This window comes from Parapedobacter flavus, assembly GCF_035818675.1.
Taxonomy (GTDB): domain Bacteria; phylum Bacteroidota; class Bacteroidia; order Sphingobacteriales; family Sphingobacteriaceae; genus Parapedobacter; species Parapedobacter flavus.
Map to the genome: position 1 here is coordinate 25,331 of NZ_JAYKZZ010000004.1, position 18,312 is coordinate 43,642.

The window sequence follows — 18,312 nt, forward strand, 5'->3', positions numbered from 1 at the left end:
CCATTGACCATTAGTTCAACGAAAGCCAGATTTGCCCCAATTCTTTTTGTTCAGGCGAGGCGTTGGGCATCGGTACGATGCGGAACGACCCTTTGGTGCTTTCCGTCAAGGTGATGGTCAGCTCCCTGATCTTCCCGTCCCGGGCGATGAGCACATCGAGTTGATCGCCTACCGCGACCATTTGCATCAGCCGGTTCAGTTCGCGGCCGTTGGCATCCAACCGTTCGCCATTGATGGCCAGGATTTCATCCCGCACATTGACGCCGCCAACCCAGGCGCCGGTACCGCGGGTTACACCGGTAACCACGATGCGGCCGTCGTTTGCCGATGTGCTGAAACCGAGGTCCGGTACCGAAAGTCCCTTGTTGTAGTCGACCAGCTCGTAGCCCACTGCGCTTAAGTAGCGGTTATAATCCAATGGACCCACGGCGTGGGCCGCATCGAAGATATCTGCTACGGAGGTGCCTGCAATCTGCTCGATCAGCGCTTGGAGTTCGGGCACCTCGAAACCACGTTGCTCCTTGACATAGAATTGCTCATAGGCCGTTCTCAATACGTCGTCCAGTCGCTTTTCGCCCTGGGTGGTGGCCAGGATCTTGAGGTCGAGCAACATGGCCATCAGTGCGCCTTTGTTGTAGTAAGATACGCTTGTGTTAGCCGAGTTTTCATCAGGCCGGTAATATTTGATCCATGCATCGAAGCTGGCCAGCGCCACGGGCTGTACGTCGTTTCCCGGGCGGTTCTCTACGGCATTTACATCGTTGGCAAGTGCTTGCAGGTAGTTGGTTTCATCCAGGAAACCACTCCGCCGTAGCAACAGGTTGTCGTAATAAGCCGTAAAACCTTCCATGATCCATAAGGCCGAGGTGTAATTTTCCTTGTCGTAATCAAATGGTCCCAGCTCGCGGGGGCGTAGCCGCTTCACATTCCACAGGTGGAAGTATTCGTGTGCAACAAGGCCCAGAAAGCCGACATAAGAGCGCTCGCTCTGGTAACCGTTCCTGCTCGCGCCCAGCACGGTTGAGTTTAGGTGTTCCAAACCGCCGCCGCCCGACTGGTAATTGTGCACAATGAATACGTACCGTTTGTTGGGGTTTACACCGAATATGGCGGTTGCTTCTTCCACAATGGTGGCGCAGTCCGTCTTCAGTTGCTCCTTATCGTAATTACCGCCACCTACCATGGCGATTTCGTGATGCACACCCGCGGCCTCGAACGTAAATACATCTTGGTTGCCCACTTCAATCGGTGAGTCAAACAGGATGTCGAAATCGGCCGCGTGGAACGTGTTCGGTTTGCCCGCAATGGCTTCCAAACCCGTCGATATGGTCGCCCAGTTAGCGTGCGGGATAACGGTTACGTCTACGGGGTGGTCGATCATTCCATCGACATACATAAAAGTAGCGGCCGGGGAGAGGAAGGCGTGGCTATCGTCAATAAAGTTGGTACGTACCGATACTTCAAACCCGTAAATACGGTAGCTGAAAACGACTTTGTTTGCCTTATCCGATTGGATACGCCAGGTGTTTTTGTCGATTTTTTCCACGCCGAGGAGATCGCCATTGGCATCGCATGCTTCCACACCCTCCACATGCCTTGCATATTCGCGCACGAGGTAAGATCCCGGCGTCCATACGGGCATCTTCACATCGATATGGTCTTTGCGGAGGTCTGAGATTTCCATTTTTATCTCGGCATAGTGGGCCTGAGGTTCCCTGAACGACACCTCGAAATGGATGGCCGGTGCCGCGAAGGCAGATGTGGTCACAGTGGTCATAAGGGCGAGCAAATTAATACGGATTCTTCTCATGATGGTGCAATTAGGAAATGCGAAAATACAAGTATCCGACCAAGCATCAAAGAAATAAGCAGGTTAATTGAAAATCGCTATTCCCGTATCGTCGTGGTGGCATTAGCCTGCATGGTGGGCATGATCAACATGTCGTTGACATTGACGTGTTTCGGGCGGGAAGCAGCGAACCATACGGCCTCGGCGATATCTTCGGACAGTAGCGGTTCGATGCGGTCGTACACGGCGGCTGCACGTTCCGTATCGCCCTTGAAGCGAACCTCCGAAAACTCGGTTTCCACCATGCCGGGGTGGATGGCGGTGACCTTGATGTGTTTATCGAGCAGGTCGATCCGCATGCCTTTGGTAAGGGCATCGACGGCGTGTTTCGTGGCGCAATACACGTTGCCATTGGGGTACACTTCCTTGCCAGCAATGGAGCCGATATTGATGATGTGCCCCTGTTTCCGTGCCACCATACCGGGAGCTACCGCACGGGTGATGTACAGTAAGCCCTTGATGTTGGTGTCTATCATGCGGTCCCAATCGCCGATGTCGCCCTGGTGTATGGGGTCGAGACCCTGGCTCAGGCCGGCGTTGTTTACCAGAACATCCACCTGGCGCCAATGCTCGGGAAGATTGTTGAACGACGTAAACACCTCATCCACATCGCGCACATCGAGCGCCAGCGAATGCACCTTTATGCCAAATGCTGCGGTAAGCTTGGCCGACAATGTCTCCACCCGATCAATGCGGCGTGCCGCCAATAATAAATCGTATCCCTCGCGGGCGAATACCCGTGCGCAAGCCTCGCCGATGCCCGCACTTGCTCCTGTAATGAATGCTGTTTTTTTTGCCATGAGACGTTAGATATTAGACACTAGACACTAGACATTAGACACTAGACATGAGACAAGAGATTCCTCACAACCTCACATGCTCACAACCTCACATGCTCACAACCTCACTCAAAATACAAACTCACCTGAAAGCTTCGCATGTAAAGCCGCTCCAGCGGCGAGTCGTTATTGAACGTGTTGTTCGGGCTGTCATGCAACATATTCCCAACGCTTTGGACCCACCGGATCTCCGGCGACATCTTGAAATAGTCGAAATAGATATCGAAGCCAATACCGGCGGTGTAGGCCAAGTAAGCGCGATTGGTCATGATGTCAACATTGCGATCATATCGCTTGGCGGAGGAAACGTTGAATGACAATTCACCACCACCGATGAGGTAGCCCCTCATATTCGTTTTCCGGTCGGATTTGAATTTCAATAGCAGCGGTATACCGATGTCGGAACGTTGTACCTTGTGCGCCGCGTCGTCGATTTTCACATCAATGTTCATGAACCGTAGATTCGGTTGGAGCCGGAGATTAACGTTCTCGGAGAGTCTCGCATCGGCCAGCAACCCCAGGCCCACATTGTGCGAGAAAGGCGAGGTTACACTACCTCCTTGCCAGGAGTCCTTCAAATCAATTTTATAATCCGCATTGATATAATGGAAACTAAAGCCGAAATGCAGGTACTCATCGTCTACGCCGCCGCCCCACCGCTGGTACCGTTGTTGGCTGTGCACGGCAGCCGAAGCCAACAGCAAGGTGGCCATACAGCATATCACGTACCGGCCCCAACATTTCATTTCGTCGCGATGTAAATCGTGCAAATACCGAATGTCTGGGGCCGCGATAACGCCTTGTGGAACCCTACACGCCGAAGGATATCCGTGAACTGCTTTCCATCAGGAAACTGCGCAACGGATTCGGGTAGGTAGCTATATGCCCGGTAGTCTTTAGAAAACGTTTTGCCGATTAGGGGCGTGACACGGTTGAAGTAAAAATGATACAGCTGCTTGATGGGGAAACTTTTGGGTTTCGAGAACTCGAGCACAACGGCCTTGCCGCCAGGCTTGAGTACCCGGTGGATATGAGCGAGGCCCTTCTCGAGGTTTTCGAAATTGCGGACGCCAAAGGCCACGGTTACCGCGTCGAATGTGCCATCCGAGAATGGCAGGCGCTCCGAATCGGCCAGTGCAACTTCAAACTGGTCCTCAAGACCCTTTTTGGCGATTTTTTCGCGGGCAATATCCAACATGCCCGATGAAATGTCGACACCGATGACTTTCCGGGGCTGCAGGATCTTGATGGCTTCCAACGCAAAATCGCCCGTACCGGTAGCCACATCGAGCAATCGCTGGGGCTTACTCGCTTTCAGGGCCTTGATGGCTTTCTTCCGCCAGATGATGTCGATACCCAACGACATGAAATGGTTGAGGAAGTCGTACGTGCCCGAAATGTTGTTGAACATATTGGCAACCTGCTTTTTTTTGTCGGCGCCGGTATCTTTATAAGGCTTTACTGTTTGCGATGTCGTCATGATAGGCAAAGATACAGTTTTACCGCGTACGTGGGCCATGCGCTTCAAACTTAATAACTTATTATGTACCTTTGCGTGAGGCAAACCTGTTCTATCGCTCTTTCGCCACGGCGGAAGGGAGGAAAGTCCGGACAACGCAGGGCACCCCGCTTCCTAACGGGAAGGGTTGCGCCTCGCCTCGGTGGGGCGCGATACGGAAAGTGCCACAGAAAATATACCGTCACGCCAACGGCGCGATAAGGGTGAAAACGTGGGGTAAGAGCCCACGGCTTTGCATGGCGACATGCATCGCGGTAAACCCCGGGGGTTGAAAGGTCAAATAGGTTGCGGAAACCAGGGGGCTGCTCGTCTCCATTCCGTCTCGCCCAAAGCAAGACGGGAACCGCAACGGGTAGACTGCTCGAGCCTGTCAGTGATGGCAGGCCCAGATAAATGATAGAAGCCCGATGAATCGGGATACAGAATCCGGCTTATAGGGTTTGCCTTTTTTAGACAAATTGAGACATTAGATAGTAGACATCAGACACTAGATTTGAGACATGAGACAACTCTCACAAGCTCACAAACTCACAAGTTCACAACTCACAAACACACAAACGCACAACGGAATAAATGACCAAAATATTAATTATCGACGACGAACGGGCCATCCGAAGCACGTTGCGTGAAATTCTCGAATACGAAGATTATAAGGTCGTGGATACCGATAATGGTATCGATGGATTGGCCATCATCAAGAAAGAAGACATTGACCTGGTGCTCTGTGATATCAAAATGAGTAAAATGGACGGTATGGAGGTGCTTACTGAAGCCCTGGCCATTAAGCCGGATTTGCCATTCATCATGATATCGGGGCACGGCACTATCGAGACTGCCGTCGAAGCCAGTAAAAAAGGCGCTTACGATTTCATCTCCAAACCGCCCGACCTGAACCGGTTGCTGATTACCGTACGGAATGCGCTCGAACGCGGTACCTTGGTGACCGAAACCAAGGTGCTGAAACGTAAAGTCAGCAGAACACGCGACATATTGGGCGACTCCGACGCGATCGGGCGTATTAAGGAAACCATCGAACGGGTGGCACCCACCGATGCGCGCGTGCTGGTAACCGGGGCAAACGGAAGCGGTAAAGAACTGGTGGCCCGATGGCTCCACGAGAAGTCGGCACGGGCCGATGCGCCTTTGGTTGAGGTGAATTGCGCGGCCATACCTTCCGAGCTGATCGAGAGTGAGCTTTTTGGGCATGAAAAGGGTTCGTTTACTTCGGCGATAAAGCAACGCATCGGGAAATTCGAACAAGCCGATAACGGTACGCTGTTTCTTGATGAAATCGGCGATATGAGCCTCTCGGCCCAAGCTAAGGTGCTGCGGGCTTTGCAAGAGAATAAGGTGACGCGCGTGGGCGGAGAAAAGGAAATCAGTGTGAATGTACGCGTCATTGCGGCTACCAACAAGGATTTGCTCAGGGAAATCGATGCCGGTAATTTCCGGATGGACCTCTACCACCGCCTGAGTGTCATCATTATCCATGTGCCACCATTGGTGGAACGGAAAGCAGATATCCCGGTGCTAGCCAAGCAGTTTTGCGATGAGGTCTGTGGGGAATATAATATGCCCGTAAAGAAAATCACCGACGACGCGATGGAAGCGCTGAAAGGGTTACCGTGGACCGGTAACATCCGCGAGTTGCGCAATATGGTGGAACGGTTGATTATCTTGAGCGACAAAGCGATTACCGATAAAGATGTGCGGGCATTTGCCAACCCAAGTGCGATAACAACGGTGGTTGAGCATACGGAACCTGTCAGTGTCAATCGGGAACGGCCTGCCGCAGGAGGTGCCGCTGCCAATTACGATGATTTCCCGTCGTTCCAGGATTTCAAGGACCATACGGAAATGGAATTTATCAAATATAAGCTGGAAAAGAACGGGTGGAATGTGTCTAAGACCGCAGATGAAATCGATATCCAGCGCAGCCACCTGTATAGCAAAATCGAAAAATTCGGATTGAAACGGGAACCGTAAACTTTATTCGTTGAATTTCCGGTACTGTTTCCTGATGAGGACCACCACAATAATGGCCAGCACAACCACGGCCAGGGCAATATAACCATAGGCCTGCAGTGGGTCTTCCACAGCGGTCGTGTCGCGCGGCTGGATAACCGCCGGAACGCTAAACAAAGAAATAAACAGGGCAACGGTGCTGAGCATGGTGCAATGTCATTTAGACCTATTACAATTCCTACAATATACTAATTATAATGCATAAAGCCCGCTCGATGTTTGGTTTGCGCCGGTATTGTTACAAATCGATGATTATCCGATTTCTGCGATGAATACGCCATCACGGTCCACCTGGTCCTTGTTTTCAAGAATATGGCCTAAGTTGACCTTGCCGATGACATATTTGAAATCCTGGGCATAATACCGCTCGCTGATGGATGTAAACCCAAGCTTTTCGATAATCTGCTCATCGGTATAGCGGAGGTATACCGAAATTTCCCAATCGGTGCTATACCGTAATCCACCGGCATCGATGTGCTTTTTGTACTCATACCGGTACCCATAACGAAGGGCGGCGATATCCGAAAGTACAGCCGATCCGGTGGGGTGGCCACCGGCACCCTTTCCATAGAAAAACTGCTCATCGGCAAAGGCGGCTTTCACCAATACACCGTTGTACTCGTTTTCCACGTTGTAAAGGATGTTGTCTGGGGTAACCAACTTGGGCAATACGTATAGGATGACGGCCTTATCGTCGATTTCCCGCGCGGTTGGTACAAGCTTCAACCGAAGGTTTTTCTCGTTAGCAAAGCGGATGTCGGCATCACGTAGTTTGTCGATTCCGATGTTGAGGATGGTATCCGGAGAGATATAGAGCCCATAAGCGTGCGAGGCAACAATGGCTAGCTTAAACTTGGCGTCAAACCCGCCCACATCCAGGGTAGGGTCTGTTTCAGCAAACCCAAGATCCTGGGCCTGCCGCAGGGCCGTGTCGTAGGCAAGGTTTTCATTGAATATCTTGGAAAGGATATAATTGGACGAGCCATTGAAAATACCCGATACGGAGTGCAGCAATTCGTTGTCGTAATATTCTTCGAGGTTCCGGATGATGGGGATGCTTCCGCACACGGCACCTTCATACAGCAGGCTGGTGCCATGCTGGTTTTGGATTTCTACCAGTTCAGCGAGGTGTGTGGCAATCATTTTCTTATTTGCCGACACCACATTTTTGCCCGCACGGAGCGCACGTGACACAATATCGAAGGCCGCATCGGCATCGTCTATCAGTTCAACGACCGTGTTGATTTCCGGATCGTCCAATACCGCGTTGGCATCTGTGGTGAACAACTCAGCTGGTAGGCTGCGTTCCTTTTCGGGGTGCTTAATGACGAATTTTTTAATGGCTAGGTTGAGGTGCTTGGTGCTGATGATATCATAGAGTCCTTGGCCTACCACGCCGAATCCGAAAATACCCAAGGTCAGTTTGTTGTCCATGTTTGCTGTTGAAGTTGTTTGGTTACTCTTGTGGATTGGAAAAGGTTTCGCCGGACCCTCCGTCCGGCGAAACCGTCCTTATTTTACTTGTTCAAATGCCTGTTGCAGGTCGCCTTTGATGTCGTCGATGTGTTCGATACCAACGGCCAGTCGCAATTCGCCCGGGAAAACACCGGCTTCTTTCTGATCCTGCGCCGACAACTGCTGGTGGGTAGTGGCAGCCGGGTGGATGACGAGGGTTTTCGTGTCGCCCACGTTCGCCAAGTGGCTGATCAGTTTCAGGTTATCGATAAATGCATCTGCTTTTTCAGCGCCACCTTTAATCGTGAAAGAGAGCACGGAGCCGAATCCGTTTTTGAGGTACTTCTGTGCGTTGGCATGGTTGGGGTCGCTTTTCAAACCGGGGTATTTCACTTTTTCCACCTGCGGGTGCTGCTCAAGCCACTTCGCCACTTCCAGCGTATTGTCTACGTGGCGTTGTACCCGAAGTGAAAGCGTTTCCAATCCCTGCAATAACAGGAAGGAGTTGAATGGCGATAGGGCGGGGCCGAAATCGCGCAACCCTTCTACCCGTGCCCGGATGGCGAACTGGATGTTGCCCAGCGGACTATCCACGCCGAAAACATCACTGAATACAAGTCCGTGGTAACCTTCCGATGGTTCGCTGAACTGCTTGAATTTGCCATTACCCCAGTTATAGGTGCCGCCGTCTACGATGATACCGGCGATGCTGTTGCCATGGCCGCCAATCCATTTGGTCGCTGCCGCAACCACCACGTGCGCACCGTGTTCCAAGGGTTTGAATAGGTAGCCGCCGCAACCGAAGGTGTTGTCTACGATGAGCGGCAGGTCGTATTTCTTGGCGATTGCCGCGATGCGGTCGAAATCGGGGATGCTGAAGCTGGGATTTCCGATGGTTTCCACGTAAATGGCCTTTGTTTTATCGTCGATTGCCGCTTCGATATTTTCGGGCGTTTCGTTTTTCGCAAACCGGGCCTCGATGCCGAGCCGCTTAAACGAGACCTTGAATTGGTTGTAGGTGCCACCATATAGACTGGTTCCCGTGACGAAATTATCGCCGCTTTCCAGGATGTTGGTCAGCGCGATGAACTGTGCCGACTGGCCCGAAGCCACGGCTAAGCCCGCTACGCCGCCCTCAAGCGCGGCCATCCGCTTTTCGAATACGTCGGTGGTCGGGTTCATGATCCGAGTATAGATGTTGCCGAACTCCTTGAGCGCAAACAGGTTCGCGCCGTGTTCGGCACTGTTGAAGACAAACGACGTGGTTTGATAGATCGGCACTGCACGCGAGCCCGTGGTAGGATCAGCTTCTTGTCCGGCATGGACCTGCAGTGTTTCAAATTTCAGATTTTCATTAGCCATGATTCAATGATTTAATATATTTAATTTTTATGATAGATTAATGCGTGTGCACATTTGGATACGCATTGCCCCGCAGCGTATCCACCGTTTCGCAACAGACCGCAATGGACCATGCGGGTGTCGGATCAACAGCGGCCAACATGCCGAACGGTGTCCTCACCGGGTGTTCCCGTTATTCGGATAAGGGTATTGGTTTCTGGATGCTTATTCATCGTCTTATCATTTATATGCTCCCAATCCATATCGATTGAGACAGGAATTGGCACCTTTTCCACCGCTTGTGGATGGTTGCCAGCGGGTCATTGAGCCAGTCTCTCGCCACTTCTTTATAAACCAAGACCCTGTTTTGAAGAGGGATTGATTTGTGCGTATGTAAACGCAATGGATGCAAATATAGGCCGCGCGCTCGGTTTGTCCAAATTTTTTGATAAAAAGGTCCTTACGTTGGCTAAGGAAATAAGAAAGCACCAAGTACAACGACCACCTCGGAGGACGGTAGTTGCACTTGGTGCATTTGTAGTTAAGAACCGGTTGCCGTAAACGGCTTACCGGACAAACAAGAGTTCGCGCAGTTTGGGCAACGGCCATTGGCGGTCATCCACAATCTGCTCCAGCTTATTGAGGTGGTAGCGGATTTGATCGAAATAAGGTTTCACCTTTTCGTCGTAAGCAATCGCTTTCTCGCGGGTGTCCTCGAGCACGTTTGCCTTTTTACGTTCTTGGCGCATCGCTTCCGCATCGATCAAAATGGTGTTGATGTGGCTGGAGATACGTTCCACCAAATTGGCCTGCGATCCATACGCCTCGCTTTCCAACCCCAGGTCTTTAAGTCCTTTGATGTTCGTGATGAGGGTGTTCTGATAGTTGAATGCTGCCGGTGCCACAAGGCTGGTTACAATCTCGCCGATCACACGGGCTTCTATCTGGATTTTCTTGAAGTAGCTTTCTAGTAGAATTTCATGACGGGCCTCACTTTCGCGCCGACTGAATACGGCCAGTTTTTCGAACATCGCCATCGACTTTTCATCGACATACACGTCCAGTGCTTTCGGCGTGGTTTTAATGTTCGAAAGTCCACGTTTGTGCGCTTCCTCTTCCCATTCTTGGCTGTAGCCGTTGCCCTCAAACCGGATGGCTTTCGATTCCTTGATGTATTTGCGGACCACATTGAGCAGCGCAAGGTCCTTTTTCGTGCCTTTTTTGATCTGCTTGTCGACCTCCGTCTTGAAGTCGACGAGCTGGTTGGCCACGATGGTGGTGAGTACGGTCATCGGGCTCGCGCTGTTTGATGCGGATCCCACTGCCCGGAACTCGAATTTATTGCCCGTAAATGCAAACGGAGAGGTCCGGTTGCGGTCGGTATTGTCGAGGGTCAGTTGTGGTATTTTCGGTATGCCATGCCACAACATCGCTTCATTCTTCACCTTTTTGGCCACCCTTGCAGTCTCCACCTCGTCGAGTACGGCATTGAGCTGGCTTCCGAGGAAAATCGAGATGATGGCCGGCGGTGCTTCGTTGGCGCCGAGTCGGTGGTCGTTGCCGGCGCTGGCAATGGATGCGCGCATCAGGTCGGCATGGTCGTGCACCGCCTTGATGACATTCGTGAAAAACGTCAGGAACATCAGGTTCGTCTTCGGCGTTTTTCCCGGCGAAAGTAAATTCACACCGGTGTTGGTGATCATCGACCAGTTGTTGTGTTTGCCAGAGCCGTTGATTTCCGCATACGGCTTCTCGTGAATCAGCACCTTGAATTTGTGGCGTAGCGCTACCTGCTCCATCAGGTTGAGCAATAGCTGGTTGTGGTCTATCGCCAAGTTGATTTCTTCAAACATCGGCGCACACTCAAATTGTGAGGGTGCCACTTCGTTATGGCGTGTCTTTAATGGAATGCCTAGTTTGAGGGCTTCTTGTTCAAGGTCTACCATGAACGCCAGCACCCGCTCTGGGATCGCACCGAAGTATTGGTCTTCCAGCTGCTGTCCCTTGGCCGACATATGGCCGAATAATGTACGGCCGGTCAGTTGCAAGTCGGGCCTGGCATTGAATAGCGCGAGGTCTACCAGGAAATATTCCTGCTCAATACCCAGCGATGACGTTATTTTGGTGATTGATTTATCGAAGAAATTGGCCACGTCTACTGCAGCTTTATCAAGCGCATTGATCGCTTTCAATAACGGCGCTTTGTAGTCCAATGCCTCCCCGGTGTAAGAAACGAAGATGGTAGGGATGCAAAGTGTTTTGCTGCCACCTGTTTCATAAATAAAAGCAGGGGAAGAAGGGTCCCATCCGGTATAACCGCGGGCTTCAAAGGTGTTGCGGATACCGCCGCTGGGGAAGCTGGAAGCATCGGGTTCTTGCTGTACCAAGGCACTGGCCGTGAACTTATCGATCGCCGAACCATCCGGTAGCGGCTCGAAGAAGGCATCGTGCTTCTCTGCGGTGGCACCTGTCAACGGCTGGAACCAGTGGGTGTAATGGGTTACACCGTTACTGATTGCCCAGCTTTTCATGGCCTGTGAGATGTGCTCGGCAAGATCGTGTGTAATGGGCTTTCCGCTGTCAACAGTCCCAACAAGTTCTTCATAGGCATTCTTCGGAAGGTAATCCTTCATCTTTGCCGTTGTGAACACGTTTTTTCCAAAAAACAAGGAGGGTTTGGTTGTTTCGTGGGTCTCATTTCGGTTTAACCGCGAAACTGCGGTCTCTACCGCTTTGAATCTTAAGCCTGACATTTAATTTTTGTTAGTTTTATCTATATGTTGTATTGTTTCTTTGTTTTCGGCTCAAAATTCGTTAAAAAAAATTATATTTCACTGTTTTTTTTGATAAAATTTCAATTTTTTCTATAAAAAAATGAAAATTCACCTTGTGGAATGGTGTTTTGCTGGTGTTTTTCGAAAAGTCGGCGAGCGATGAAGCTTCATTGTTCGGTGCCAAACCCCCAGTCTATGCCTTTACGTATGGCTGGTACGCCATGCTCAATCCATGGTGCAGCGGGTTTGCCTTTCAGGAAATGGTCGAAAAATTCCAATTCGCGCCGTTGGATGTCTTTCCGGTTTTGACGATGAACCAGGTTATGGGCTTCGCCATTGTAGTTCAACAGCCAAACGGGTTTTTGCAGCCGGCGGAGGGCCGTAAACATTTCGATGCCTTGGTACCAAGGTACCGAACCATCTTCATCGTTGTGCATGATGACCACCGGGGTTGTTACGTTAGGAAGGTGGAACAATGGGGAGTTTTCGATGTACAATTCGGGCTTTTCCCATAGCGTGGCCCCGATGCGGCTTTGGGTGCGTTCATATTGGAACTGCCTGTTCATTCCGCTTGTCCAACGGATGCCGCCATAGGCGGAAGTCATGTTTACGACCGGTGCACCTGCCCATGCCGCTGCATACATGTTGGTGCGTGTAATCAGGTGGGCCACCTGATAACCACCCCAGCTTTGCCCTTGGATGCCCAGCTTATCGCCATCAACCCACGGTTGTTTTTTTAATTCCTGCATGCCCGAGTTAACGTACTCTTCGGCCGAACGACCGGGGTGGCCGATTTCATAATGGATGTCGGGCGCGAATACGAGATAGCCATTGCTCACGAAGAAGCTGATGTTTAGCCGCGAGGGCGTAGGGGTGGGCGGCACATAGCTATACAACCCATCGGATAACACTTCGTAGAAATAAGAGATAACCGGGTACTTCTTGGCCGGATTAAAATCTTCGGGTTTGTAAAGTATCCCCTCGGCATCGTGGCCGTTGGGTGTTGTCCATCGTACCAATTCGGCGGTACCCCAATTGTATTGCTGCTGTTGGGGGTTGGTACTGCTCAGTTTGGTTTCTTTTACAAAGTCTGTCGATACATAGACATCGGGCGACGAAACGTAGTTCTCCTTAATATAGATATAGGTGTCGACATCCGCTGCACGTTTGGCCTGGCGATAGCGGTAGGGGCCAGTCACCATCTCTTTCGGGTCCCTGCTTTTGTCGCCATTGGTCTGGAACCAGCCGTTTTCTTTCGTGATGTGGTTGAAAGCCGATAAGATGAGCGGTTCTTTGGTATCGATGATGGCAGTGGTGCGTCGTTTCCGATACCTCGCCATCCGGTTTTCTTCCATATGCTCATACCTGAAGGTAATTTGGTTGCTCCGCCCCGCGCCATTGGTAACGAGGCGTCGCTCGGACCCATCCGGATGGAACGCCCAGATGTCGTATTTGTCATAAAGGAAGATTTCCTCATCGTTTTCGCTCCAGCCAGCTATGCCGTAGTCGCCCGGATCATCGGGAACGTCGTTGTCTTCATCTGCGAAACTTACCGGCAGATCAACGTTTAGTTGTGCCGTTTTACCCGCTTGGATGTCGTGGCCGTACCAATTGCCTTCGGTGCGGTCGAACCAAACGACGTAGTCCCCTCCCGGCGAGATGCTGACGCGGCCGCGGATTTCTTCGGCGATCTTCTTCCGGCTACCGTCTACGGTGGAAACCACATAAATATCTTGGAAAGCCCCCGTGCGCCATTGGGTCTCCACGCGGCGGCCCACATCGGTGGTGGCCAGCACGTAGGTGTTATCGGCATCATCGGTCAACCACGTGTAAGGTAGCAGTTCGTCGGCCAACGGAATCACTTTGCGGCCCTGCTTCGGATAGGTAACGGCCAGGTAGCTCCTGTTTTGCTCCCGGCGGAGGTTTACCAACTGCTGCGTTTGCAGGTAGTCGTCCTTCCAGTGCCAAATGTCCACGTTCGCGTGTTCAAATTCAACCAGGGTAGTATCTTTCACCGGTGGGATGGGTGCGATACCGAAGAAGAGCTTTTCCCCATTTTTACTGAACCGGACGCCCCCCTCGCCACTTACATACCAGCCCTCCGGTACGCCGTGGGTCCGACGCGAGGCGATGACGATGGCGCTGTCTTGGCCGGGGGCGTAGTAATAAAGTTTAAATGCTTTTTGAAGGGATTTCTCGGGGCTCTTGTCCGCCGTAAAAGCCAGCTGTACCGATGCGTCGTCAAAAGTTATGTTTTTATAGGAGCCCTTGCCGCTACTGATGTGGCGCGATTGCCGCGTGGTCAAATCGTAATAATATACGCCAGCGTCGGCACCGATGCTGTCCTTTTCCTCGGCTTTCCTGACATAGGTGAGCGCATTCCCATCGAAGCTGAATGCGTAGTCTTCCACACGTTCGATGGTGGTCTCCGCGCCACTCGGCAGGTGCCTGATGTGTAACGTCGGTTGGGGTTTCTTACGGGCTGCCTTCTTGGCGTCGGCCGTGTCGGCCGCCGTGCTATCTTTTGGCGCCTTGGGCTTTTCGGTGATGTAGGCAATGTATTCTCCCGGCTCCGCCGGTATTTTATACGACTTTACAAAAGGTATCTTTTGCAATGCAGCCGTCTCCAAGGTGAATATGGCCAACGAGTCTTGAGGCATCTCGTCTGCTTTTTTCTTCTTTATCTTGGCCTGCCGGGTTTCTTCGTAAAAGGGTTTGATGTGTGCCAGAAGGTAATGGCCGTCGGCAGAAAAACGGGCATCGGCGGCGCGTTCAATGCGGCCGATGGACTGGTTATCCGGATTCGTCACCACCAATCGCCCGTCGCCCGCCTGTGGACTGACCATATAATAGATAAAGCGCCCATCGTCCGAGATGGCGGATGAGCTGATGGCTTCCCAGCCGTCATAAACATCGTGGTTCAGCGGCTTCTTCTGTGCCCACGCCGTGTGTACGCTGCATATCAATAGCAAAAAGGCGAAAAATCGATGCTTGGTCATTGTCGTATGGAACTTCATGGTGCGTTATAAGGATGCAATATTGAAATAAAACGGTGACTGGCCGGAGCTGTAATATCATTTTTACAGTAACCCGGCCCGCATTTTCATGCGTAAGACGGTCGGCAGCGTAACAACGGGGGCAGCCGGCCGTCAAAACTACGTATTTCTGGTCTATTTGGCACGCGGCTTCTTGTATGCCGGGGCAACTTTAGCTAAGTTTACGGAAATAAGGATTGACAAAAGGATACATGACTACGATATTAAGCGTGAAAGACGTCGGCAAAACCTACCCCAGTGCGGGTAAGCCGCTCGCCGTACTGCAAGCAATTAGTTTTGAAGTGGAAACGGCATCCACTGTGGCGATTGTAGGGCCCTCCGGCAGCGGTAAAACCACTTTACTGGGGCTTTGTGCAGGGCTAGATCGCGCCAGTGCGGGCAGCATCGTGTTGAACGGGGTGTCGTTGGATACGCTCAATGAAGACGAACGGGCGCGGGTGCGCAACCAATATGTAGGCTTCGTATTCCAGAATTTCCAGTTGCTGCCCACGTTGACTGCTTTGGAGAATGTAATGGTTCCGCTCGAACTGCGCGGCGAGGCCCACAGTAAGCGGGTGGCGCTGGAGCTGCTGGACAAAGTCGGGCTGGCCGATCGTGGCCACCATTACCCCCTGCAGTTGTCGGGGGGCGAGCAGCAACGGGTGTCCATCGCCCGTGCGTTTTCCAATGCACCGCAGATCCTGTTTGCCGACGAGCCAACGGGTAACCTCGATGCCGAAACCAGCGAGAACGTCGAAAAACTGCTGTTTGACCTCAACCATGATGCCGGCACAACACTGGTGCTGGTTACCCACGATTTGGAGCTGGCATCAAAGACCCAGCGCATCATCCGCATGAAAGGGGGCAAGCTGGTCTCGGATTCGGCAGTAGATCATACGCTATGATGACTTCCGACCGCCAAAAGATCGCTTTCGGCTGGGTGTTGCGTATGGCGTGGCGCGACAGCCGGCGGAACCGTTCCCGGCTGTTCCTCTTTATATCATCCATCATTATTGGCATCGCGGCGCTGGTAGCCATCTTCTCGTTCGGCGATAACCTTGCCAAGGACATCGACAAACAGGCGGCCGGTCTGGTGGGTGCCGATTTGGTGATCCATAGCAACCGTGAGCTCTCCGAAGAGGGGCAGGCGATTGTCGATTCGGTACGGCGACGCAGTACGGATCATTCTGTCGAGCAGCGCTTCGCTTCCATGGTGCTATTCGCCAACAGCGGAGGTACCCGCTTGGTTGAGGTGCGCGCATTGGATGGTGCGTTTCCTTATTATGGTGCGTTCGAAACCGTGCCCGAAGGCGTTGGCGCCACGTTCAGAAAACACCGGCAGGCATTGGTCGATAAAACCTTGATGCTTCAGTTTGGCGCCCAAGTGGGCGATTCGGTGAAAGTGGGGGCGGTTATGTTCGAGATTGCCGGCAGCTTGGCGCAGGCGCCGGGGCAGAGTGGTCTCTCTACTGCCGTGGCACCGGCCGTGTTTATCCCATTGGAATACCTGCCCGCCACGGGGTTGAACCAGAAAGGGAGCCGCATCAATTACAACTACTATTTCCAGCTGGAAGAAGGCACCGATGCCAACAAACTTGCCGACGGCCTCGATTCGCTGATGGAAGTACAGCGGATGGGGTTTGACACCATTGCTTCACGGAAGCAGGAAACAGGACGGTCGTTTGCCGATCTGAACAACTTCCTCTCGTTGGTGGGCTTTGTGGCGTTGCTGCTCGGATGCATCGGCGTATCGAGCGCTATCCATATCTATATCAAAGAGAAGCTCAATACCATAGCGATATTACGGTGCCTGGGAGCGAGTTCGCGGCAGGCATTTTTGATTTTTCTCGTGCAGGTGTTGGGCGTCGGCTTGGTCGGTTCTATCATCGGTGCGCTGCTGGGTACCCTGGTGCAGCAATTGTTGCCCTTGGTGCTCCGCGATTTCGTTCCGGTGGCCATCAGCAGCGATATCTCGTGGTGGGCCATTGCGCAAGGGATCGGACTGGGGGTCTGTATAGCGGCACTGTTTGCTTTGCTGCCCCTTGTTGGTATCCGTAATATTGCTCCGCTGAACACGCTGCGGTTATCGGTAGACACCTCAAGCCCAATCAGGGATCGTTGGAGTTGGCTGGTATACGGCCTCATAGGGCTGTTTATTTTCAGCTATGCCTATATACAGCTGGATGGGCTTGGGCAGACACTCGCATTTACCATGGGTGTGGTGCTGTCGTTTCTGGTGTTATATGCCGCCGCGAGCCTCCTTGTTTGGCTGGTTAGGCGCTTTTTCCCGTCGTCATGGAGCTACCTATGGCGGCAGGGGCTTTCCAACCTGTTCAGGCCCAACAACCAAACGGTTATCCTGATCATCGCCATCGGGCTAGGCACGGCATTTATCGCTACCCTGTTTGCCGTGCAGGGGATGCTGATTACACGGGTATCCCTGTCGTCGAGCGAAAACCAACCGAACATGGTGCTATTTGATATCCAATCGCCGCAGAAAACAGCAGTGGCCGACCTAGTTGCGGCGCAGGGGCTGCCCGTATTGGACCAGGTGCCCATTGTGACGGTGCAGTTGGAAGCCATCAATGGCGTTACTGCCGACGATGCACGGCGCGACAGCACCATCGAGGTATCCCGACGGGCGCTGGGCGGTGAGCTGCGGTCTACCTACCGGTCGGAACTCAGCGATTCGGAAAAGGTGACCGAAGGCGAATGGATAGGCGAAACTGCTGCTGGCGATACCGCTCGGGTGTCCCTTGAGGAGGGGTATGCTCGCCGTATCCGGGTGGATATTGGCGACGAACTGTTGTTCAACGTGCAGGGTGTGCGCATACCGACCATCATTGGTAGCCTAAGGGAGGTCGATTGGAACCGTGTACAGACCAACTTTCGATTGATATTCCCAACCGGCGTTATCGACGATGCGCCGCAATTCCACGTGCTGATGACCCGTGTGCCGGATGACGCAACATCTGCCCGTATGCAGCAGGCGGTGGTAACGCAGTTCCCCAATGTATCTATCATTGATCTGGGGCTGATCCTATCGGTGCTAGACGCCATACTTGAAAAGATTGGTTTCGTGATCCGGTTCATGGGCGGTTTCAGTATCCTCACCGGTTTTGTGGTATTAATCGCCTCTGTGATGATCAGCAAATATCAGCGGATAAAGGAGAGTGTACTGTTGCGTACCATGGGGGCAACGCGGAAACAGATTTTGGCCATTACCGCACTTGAATACTTCTTCTTGGGAGGCATTGCCGCGTTCACCGGTGTGCTGCTGGCGCTTGGGGGCAGTTGGGCATTGGCCGTTTTCAGCTTCGAGATACCGTTTACACCCGATATCGCCGTTATGCTCCTGTTGATGTTGGGGGTAACGCTGCTGACGGTATTGATCGGACTGGTGAATAGCCGGGGAATTACCGAACGCCCGCCATTGGAAATTCTGGGTAAAGAAGTGTAGGGCGCATGGCGCCTG

Annotated in this window: 13 protein-coding genes, 1 other RNA gene and 1 riboswitch; of the genes, 4 read left to right on the top strand and 10 right to left on the bottom strand. The window is 52.4% G+C overall.

Features of this window, described 5'->3' with window-relative positions; all coding sequences use genetic code 11:
• Window positions 1-10: 10 nt before the first annotated feature.
• From U9S71_RS03610 to ubiE, 4 genes are all read right to left on the bottom strand, one after another.
• On the bottom strand, window positions 11-1,810 hold the full coding sequence (locus U9S71_RS03610) for a M61 family metallopeptidase (RefSeq protein WP_326325328.1): 1,800 nt from the start codon (window positions 1,808-1,810) through the stop codon (window positions 11-13).
• A 77-nt stretch (window positions 1,811-1,887) separates the two neighbouring features.
• Window positions 1,888-2,649 (bottom strand): SDR family oxidoreductase, encoded by a 762-nt coding sequence (locus U9S71_RS03615; RefSeq protein WP_326325330.1) that lies wholly within the window; start codon window positions 2,647-2,649, stop codon window positions 1,888-1,890.
• Window positions 2,650-2,753: 104 nt separating this feature from the next.
• On the bottom strand, window positions 2,754-3,434 hold the full coding sequence (gene porT, locus U9S71_RS03620; protein ID WP_326325332.1) for a type IX secretion/gliding motility protein PorT/SprT: 681 nt from the start codon (window positions 3,432-3,434) through the stop codon (window positions 2,754-2,756).
• Window positions 3,431-4,168, bottom strand: a complete 738-nt coding sequence (gene ubiE / locus U9S71_RS03625) for a bifunctional demethylmenaquinone methyltransferase/2-methoxy-6-polyprenyl-1,4-benzoquinol methylase UbiE (protein WP_326325333.1) — start codon at window positions 4,166-4,168, stop codon at window positions 3,431-3,433. The genes porT and ubiE overlap by 4 nt, the downstream gene beginning before the upstream one ends.
• Window positions 4,169-4,246: 78 nt before the next feature.
• On the opposite strand from ubiE, the gene rnpB reads away from it, so the two are divergent.
• Together rnpB and U9S71_RS03635 are read left to right on the top strand one after the other, a co-directional pair.
• Window positions 4,247-4,657: RNase P RNA component class A (gene rnpB, locus U9S71_RS03630), an RNA gene on the top strand.
• A gap of 123 nt (window positions 4,658-4,780) precedes the next feature.
• Window positions 4,781-6,193 carry a sigma-54-dependent transcriptional regulator gene (locus U9S71_RS03635; protein ID WP_326325334.1) on the top strand — a complete coding sequence of 471 codons (1,413 nt, stop codon included), beginning with the start codon at window positions 4,781-4,783 and terminating at the stop codon, window positions 6,191-6,193.
• A gap of 3 nt (window positions 6,194-6,196) precedes the next feature.
• On the opposite strand, the gene U9S71_RS03640 is transcribed toward U9S71_RS03635, so the two are convergent.
• The 6 genes from U9S71_RS03640 to U9S71_RS03665 form a co-directional block, all read right to left on the bottom strand.
• The gene (locus U9S71_RS03640; protein WP_326325335.1) at window positions 6,197-6,379 is read right to left on the bottom strand and encodes a hypothetical protein; all 183 of its coding nucleotides are present in this window, start codon (window positions 6,377-6,379) and stop codon (window positions 6,197-6,199) included.
• Window positions 6,380-6,484: 105 nt separating this feature from the next.
• Window positions 6,485-7,666, bottom strand: a complete 1,182-nt coding sequence (locus U9S71_RS03645; protein ID WP_326325337.1) for a homoserine dehydrogenase — start codon at window positions 7,664-7,666, stop codon at window positions 6,485-6,487.
• Window positions 7,667-7,744: 78 nt separating this feature from the next.
• The gene (locus U9S71_RS03650; RefSeq protein ID WP_326325338.1) at window positions 7,745-9,049 is read right to left on the bottom strand and encodes an O-acetylhomoserine aminocarboxypropyltransferase/cysteine synthase family protein; all 1,305 of its coding nucleotides are present in this window, start codon (window positions 9,047-9,049) and stop codon (window positions 7,745-7,747) included.
• Window positions 9,050-9,086: 37 nt separating this feature from the next.
• The gene (locus tag U9S71_RS03655; protein ID WP_326325339.1) at window positions 9,087-9,209 is read right to left on the bottom strand and encodes a hypothetical protein; all 123 of its coding nucleotides are present in this window, start codon (window positions 9,207-9,209) and stop codon (window positions 9,087-9,089) included.
• Window positions 9,210-9,269: 60 nt separating this feature from the next.
• Window positions 9,270-9,384, bottom strand: a riboswitch (SAM riboswitch).
• A 210-nt stretch (window positions 9,385-9,594) separates the two neighbouring features.
• Window positions 9,595-11,781 carry a glutamine synthetase III family protein gene (locus U9S71_RS03660; RefSeq protein WP_326325340.1) on the bottom strand — a complete coding sequence of 729 codons (2,187 nt, stop codon included), beginning with the start codon at window positions 11,779-11,781 and terminating at the stop codon, window positions 9,595-9,597.
• A gap of 188 nt (window positions 11,782-11,969) precedes the next feature.
• The gene (locus U9S71_RS03665; RefSeq protein WP_326325342.1) at window positions 11,970-14,819 is read right to left on the bottom strand and encodes a S9 family peptidase; all 2,850 of its coding nucleotides are present in this window, start codon (window positions 14,817-14,819) and stop codon (window positions 11,970-11,972) included.
• 230 nt (window positions 14,820-15,049) lie between these two features.
• Between U9S71_RS03665 and U9S71_RS03670 the strand changes: the two genes are divergently transcribed.
• Complete coding sequence (locus U9S71_RS03670; protein ID WP_326325343.1) at window positions 15,050-15,742, top strand: ABC transporter ATP-binding protein; 693 nt, start codon at window positions 15,050-15,052, stop codon at window positions 15,740-15,742.
• Complete coding sequence (locus U9S71_RS03675; protein ID WP_326325344.1) at window positions 15,739-18,297, top strand: ABC transporter permease; 2,559 nt, start codon at window positions 15,739-15,741, stop codon at window positions 18,295-18,297. The genes U9S71_RS03670 and U9S71_RS03675 overlap by 4 nt, the downstream gene beginning before the upstream one ends.
• Window positions 18,298-18,312 lie beyond the last annotated feature (15 nt).

Excerpts from the sequence above, each read along its gene's own strand:
- U9S71_RS03645 (WP_326325337.1), bottom strand. The coding sequence starts at position 7,666 with ATGGACAACAAACTGACCTTGGGTATTTTCGGATTCGGCGTGGTAGGC.
- U9S71_RS03610 (WP_326325328.1), bottom strand. The coding sequence starts at position 1,810 with ATGAGAAGAATCCGTATTAATTTGCTCGCCCTTATGACCACTGTGACC.
- U9S71_RS03635 (WP_326325334.1), top strand. The coding sequence starts at position 4,781 with ATGACCAAAATATTAATTATCGACGACGAACGGGCCATCCGAAGCACG.
- U9S71_RS03660 (WP_326325340.1), bottom strand. The coding sequence starts at position 11,781 with ATGTCAGGCTTAAGATTCAAAGCGGTAGAGACCGCAGTTTCGCGGTTA.
- U9S71_RS03670 (WP_326325343.1), top strand. The coding sequence starts at position 15,050 with ATGACTACGATATTAAGCGTGAAAGACGTCGGCAAAACCTACCCCAGT.
- ubiE (WP_326325333.1), bottom strand. The coding sequence starts at position 4,168 with ATGACGACATCGCAAACAGTAAAGCCTTATAAAGATACCGGCGCCGAC.
- porT (WP_326325332.1), bottom strand. The coding sequence starts at position 3,434 with ATGAAATGTTGGGGCCGGTACGTGATATGCTGTATGGCCACCTTGCTG.
- U9S71_RS03640 (WP_326325335.1), bottom strand. The coding sequence starts at position 6,379 with ATGCTCAGCACCGTTGCCCTGTTTATTTCTTTGTTTAGCGTTCCGGCG.
- U9S71_RS03615 (WP_326325330.1), bottom strand. The coding sequence starts at position 2,649 with ATGGCAAAAAAAACAGCATTCATTACAGGAGCAAGTGCGGGCATCGGC.
- U9S71_RS03665 (WP_326325342.1), bottom strand. The coding sequence starts at position 14,819 with ATGAAGTTCCATACGACAATGACCAAGCATCGATTTTTCGCCTTTTTG.
- U9S71_RS03650 (WP_326325338.1), bottom strand. The coding sequence starts at position 9,049 with ATGGCTAATGAAAATCTGAAATTTGAAACACTGCAGGTCCATGCCGGA.
- U9S71_RS03675 (WP_326325344.1), top strand. The coding sequence starts at position 15,739 with ATGATGACTTCCGACCGCCAAAAGATCGCTTTCGGCTGGGTGTTGCGT.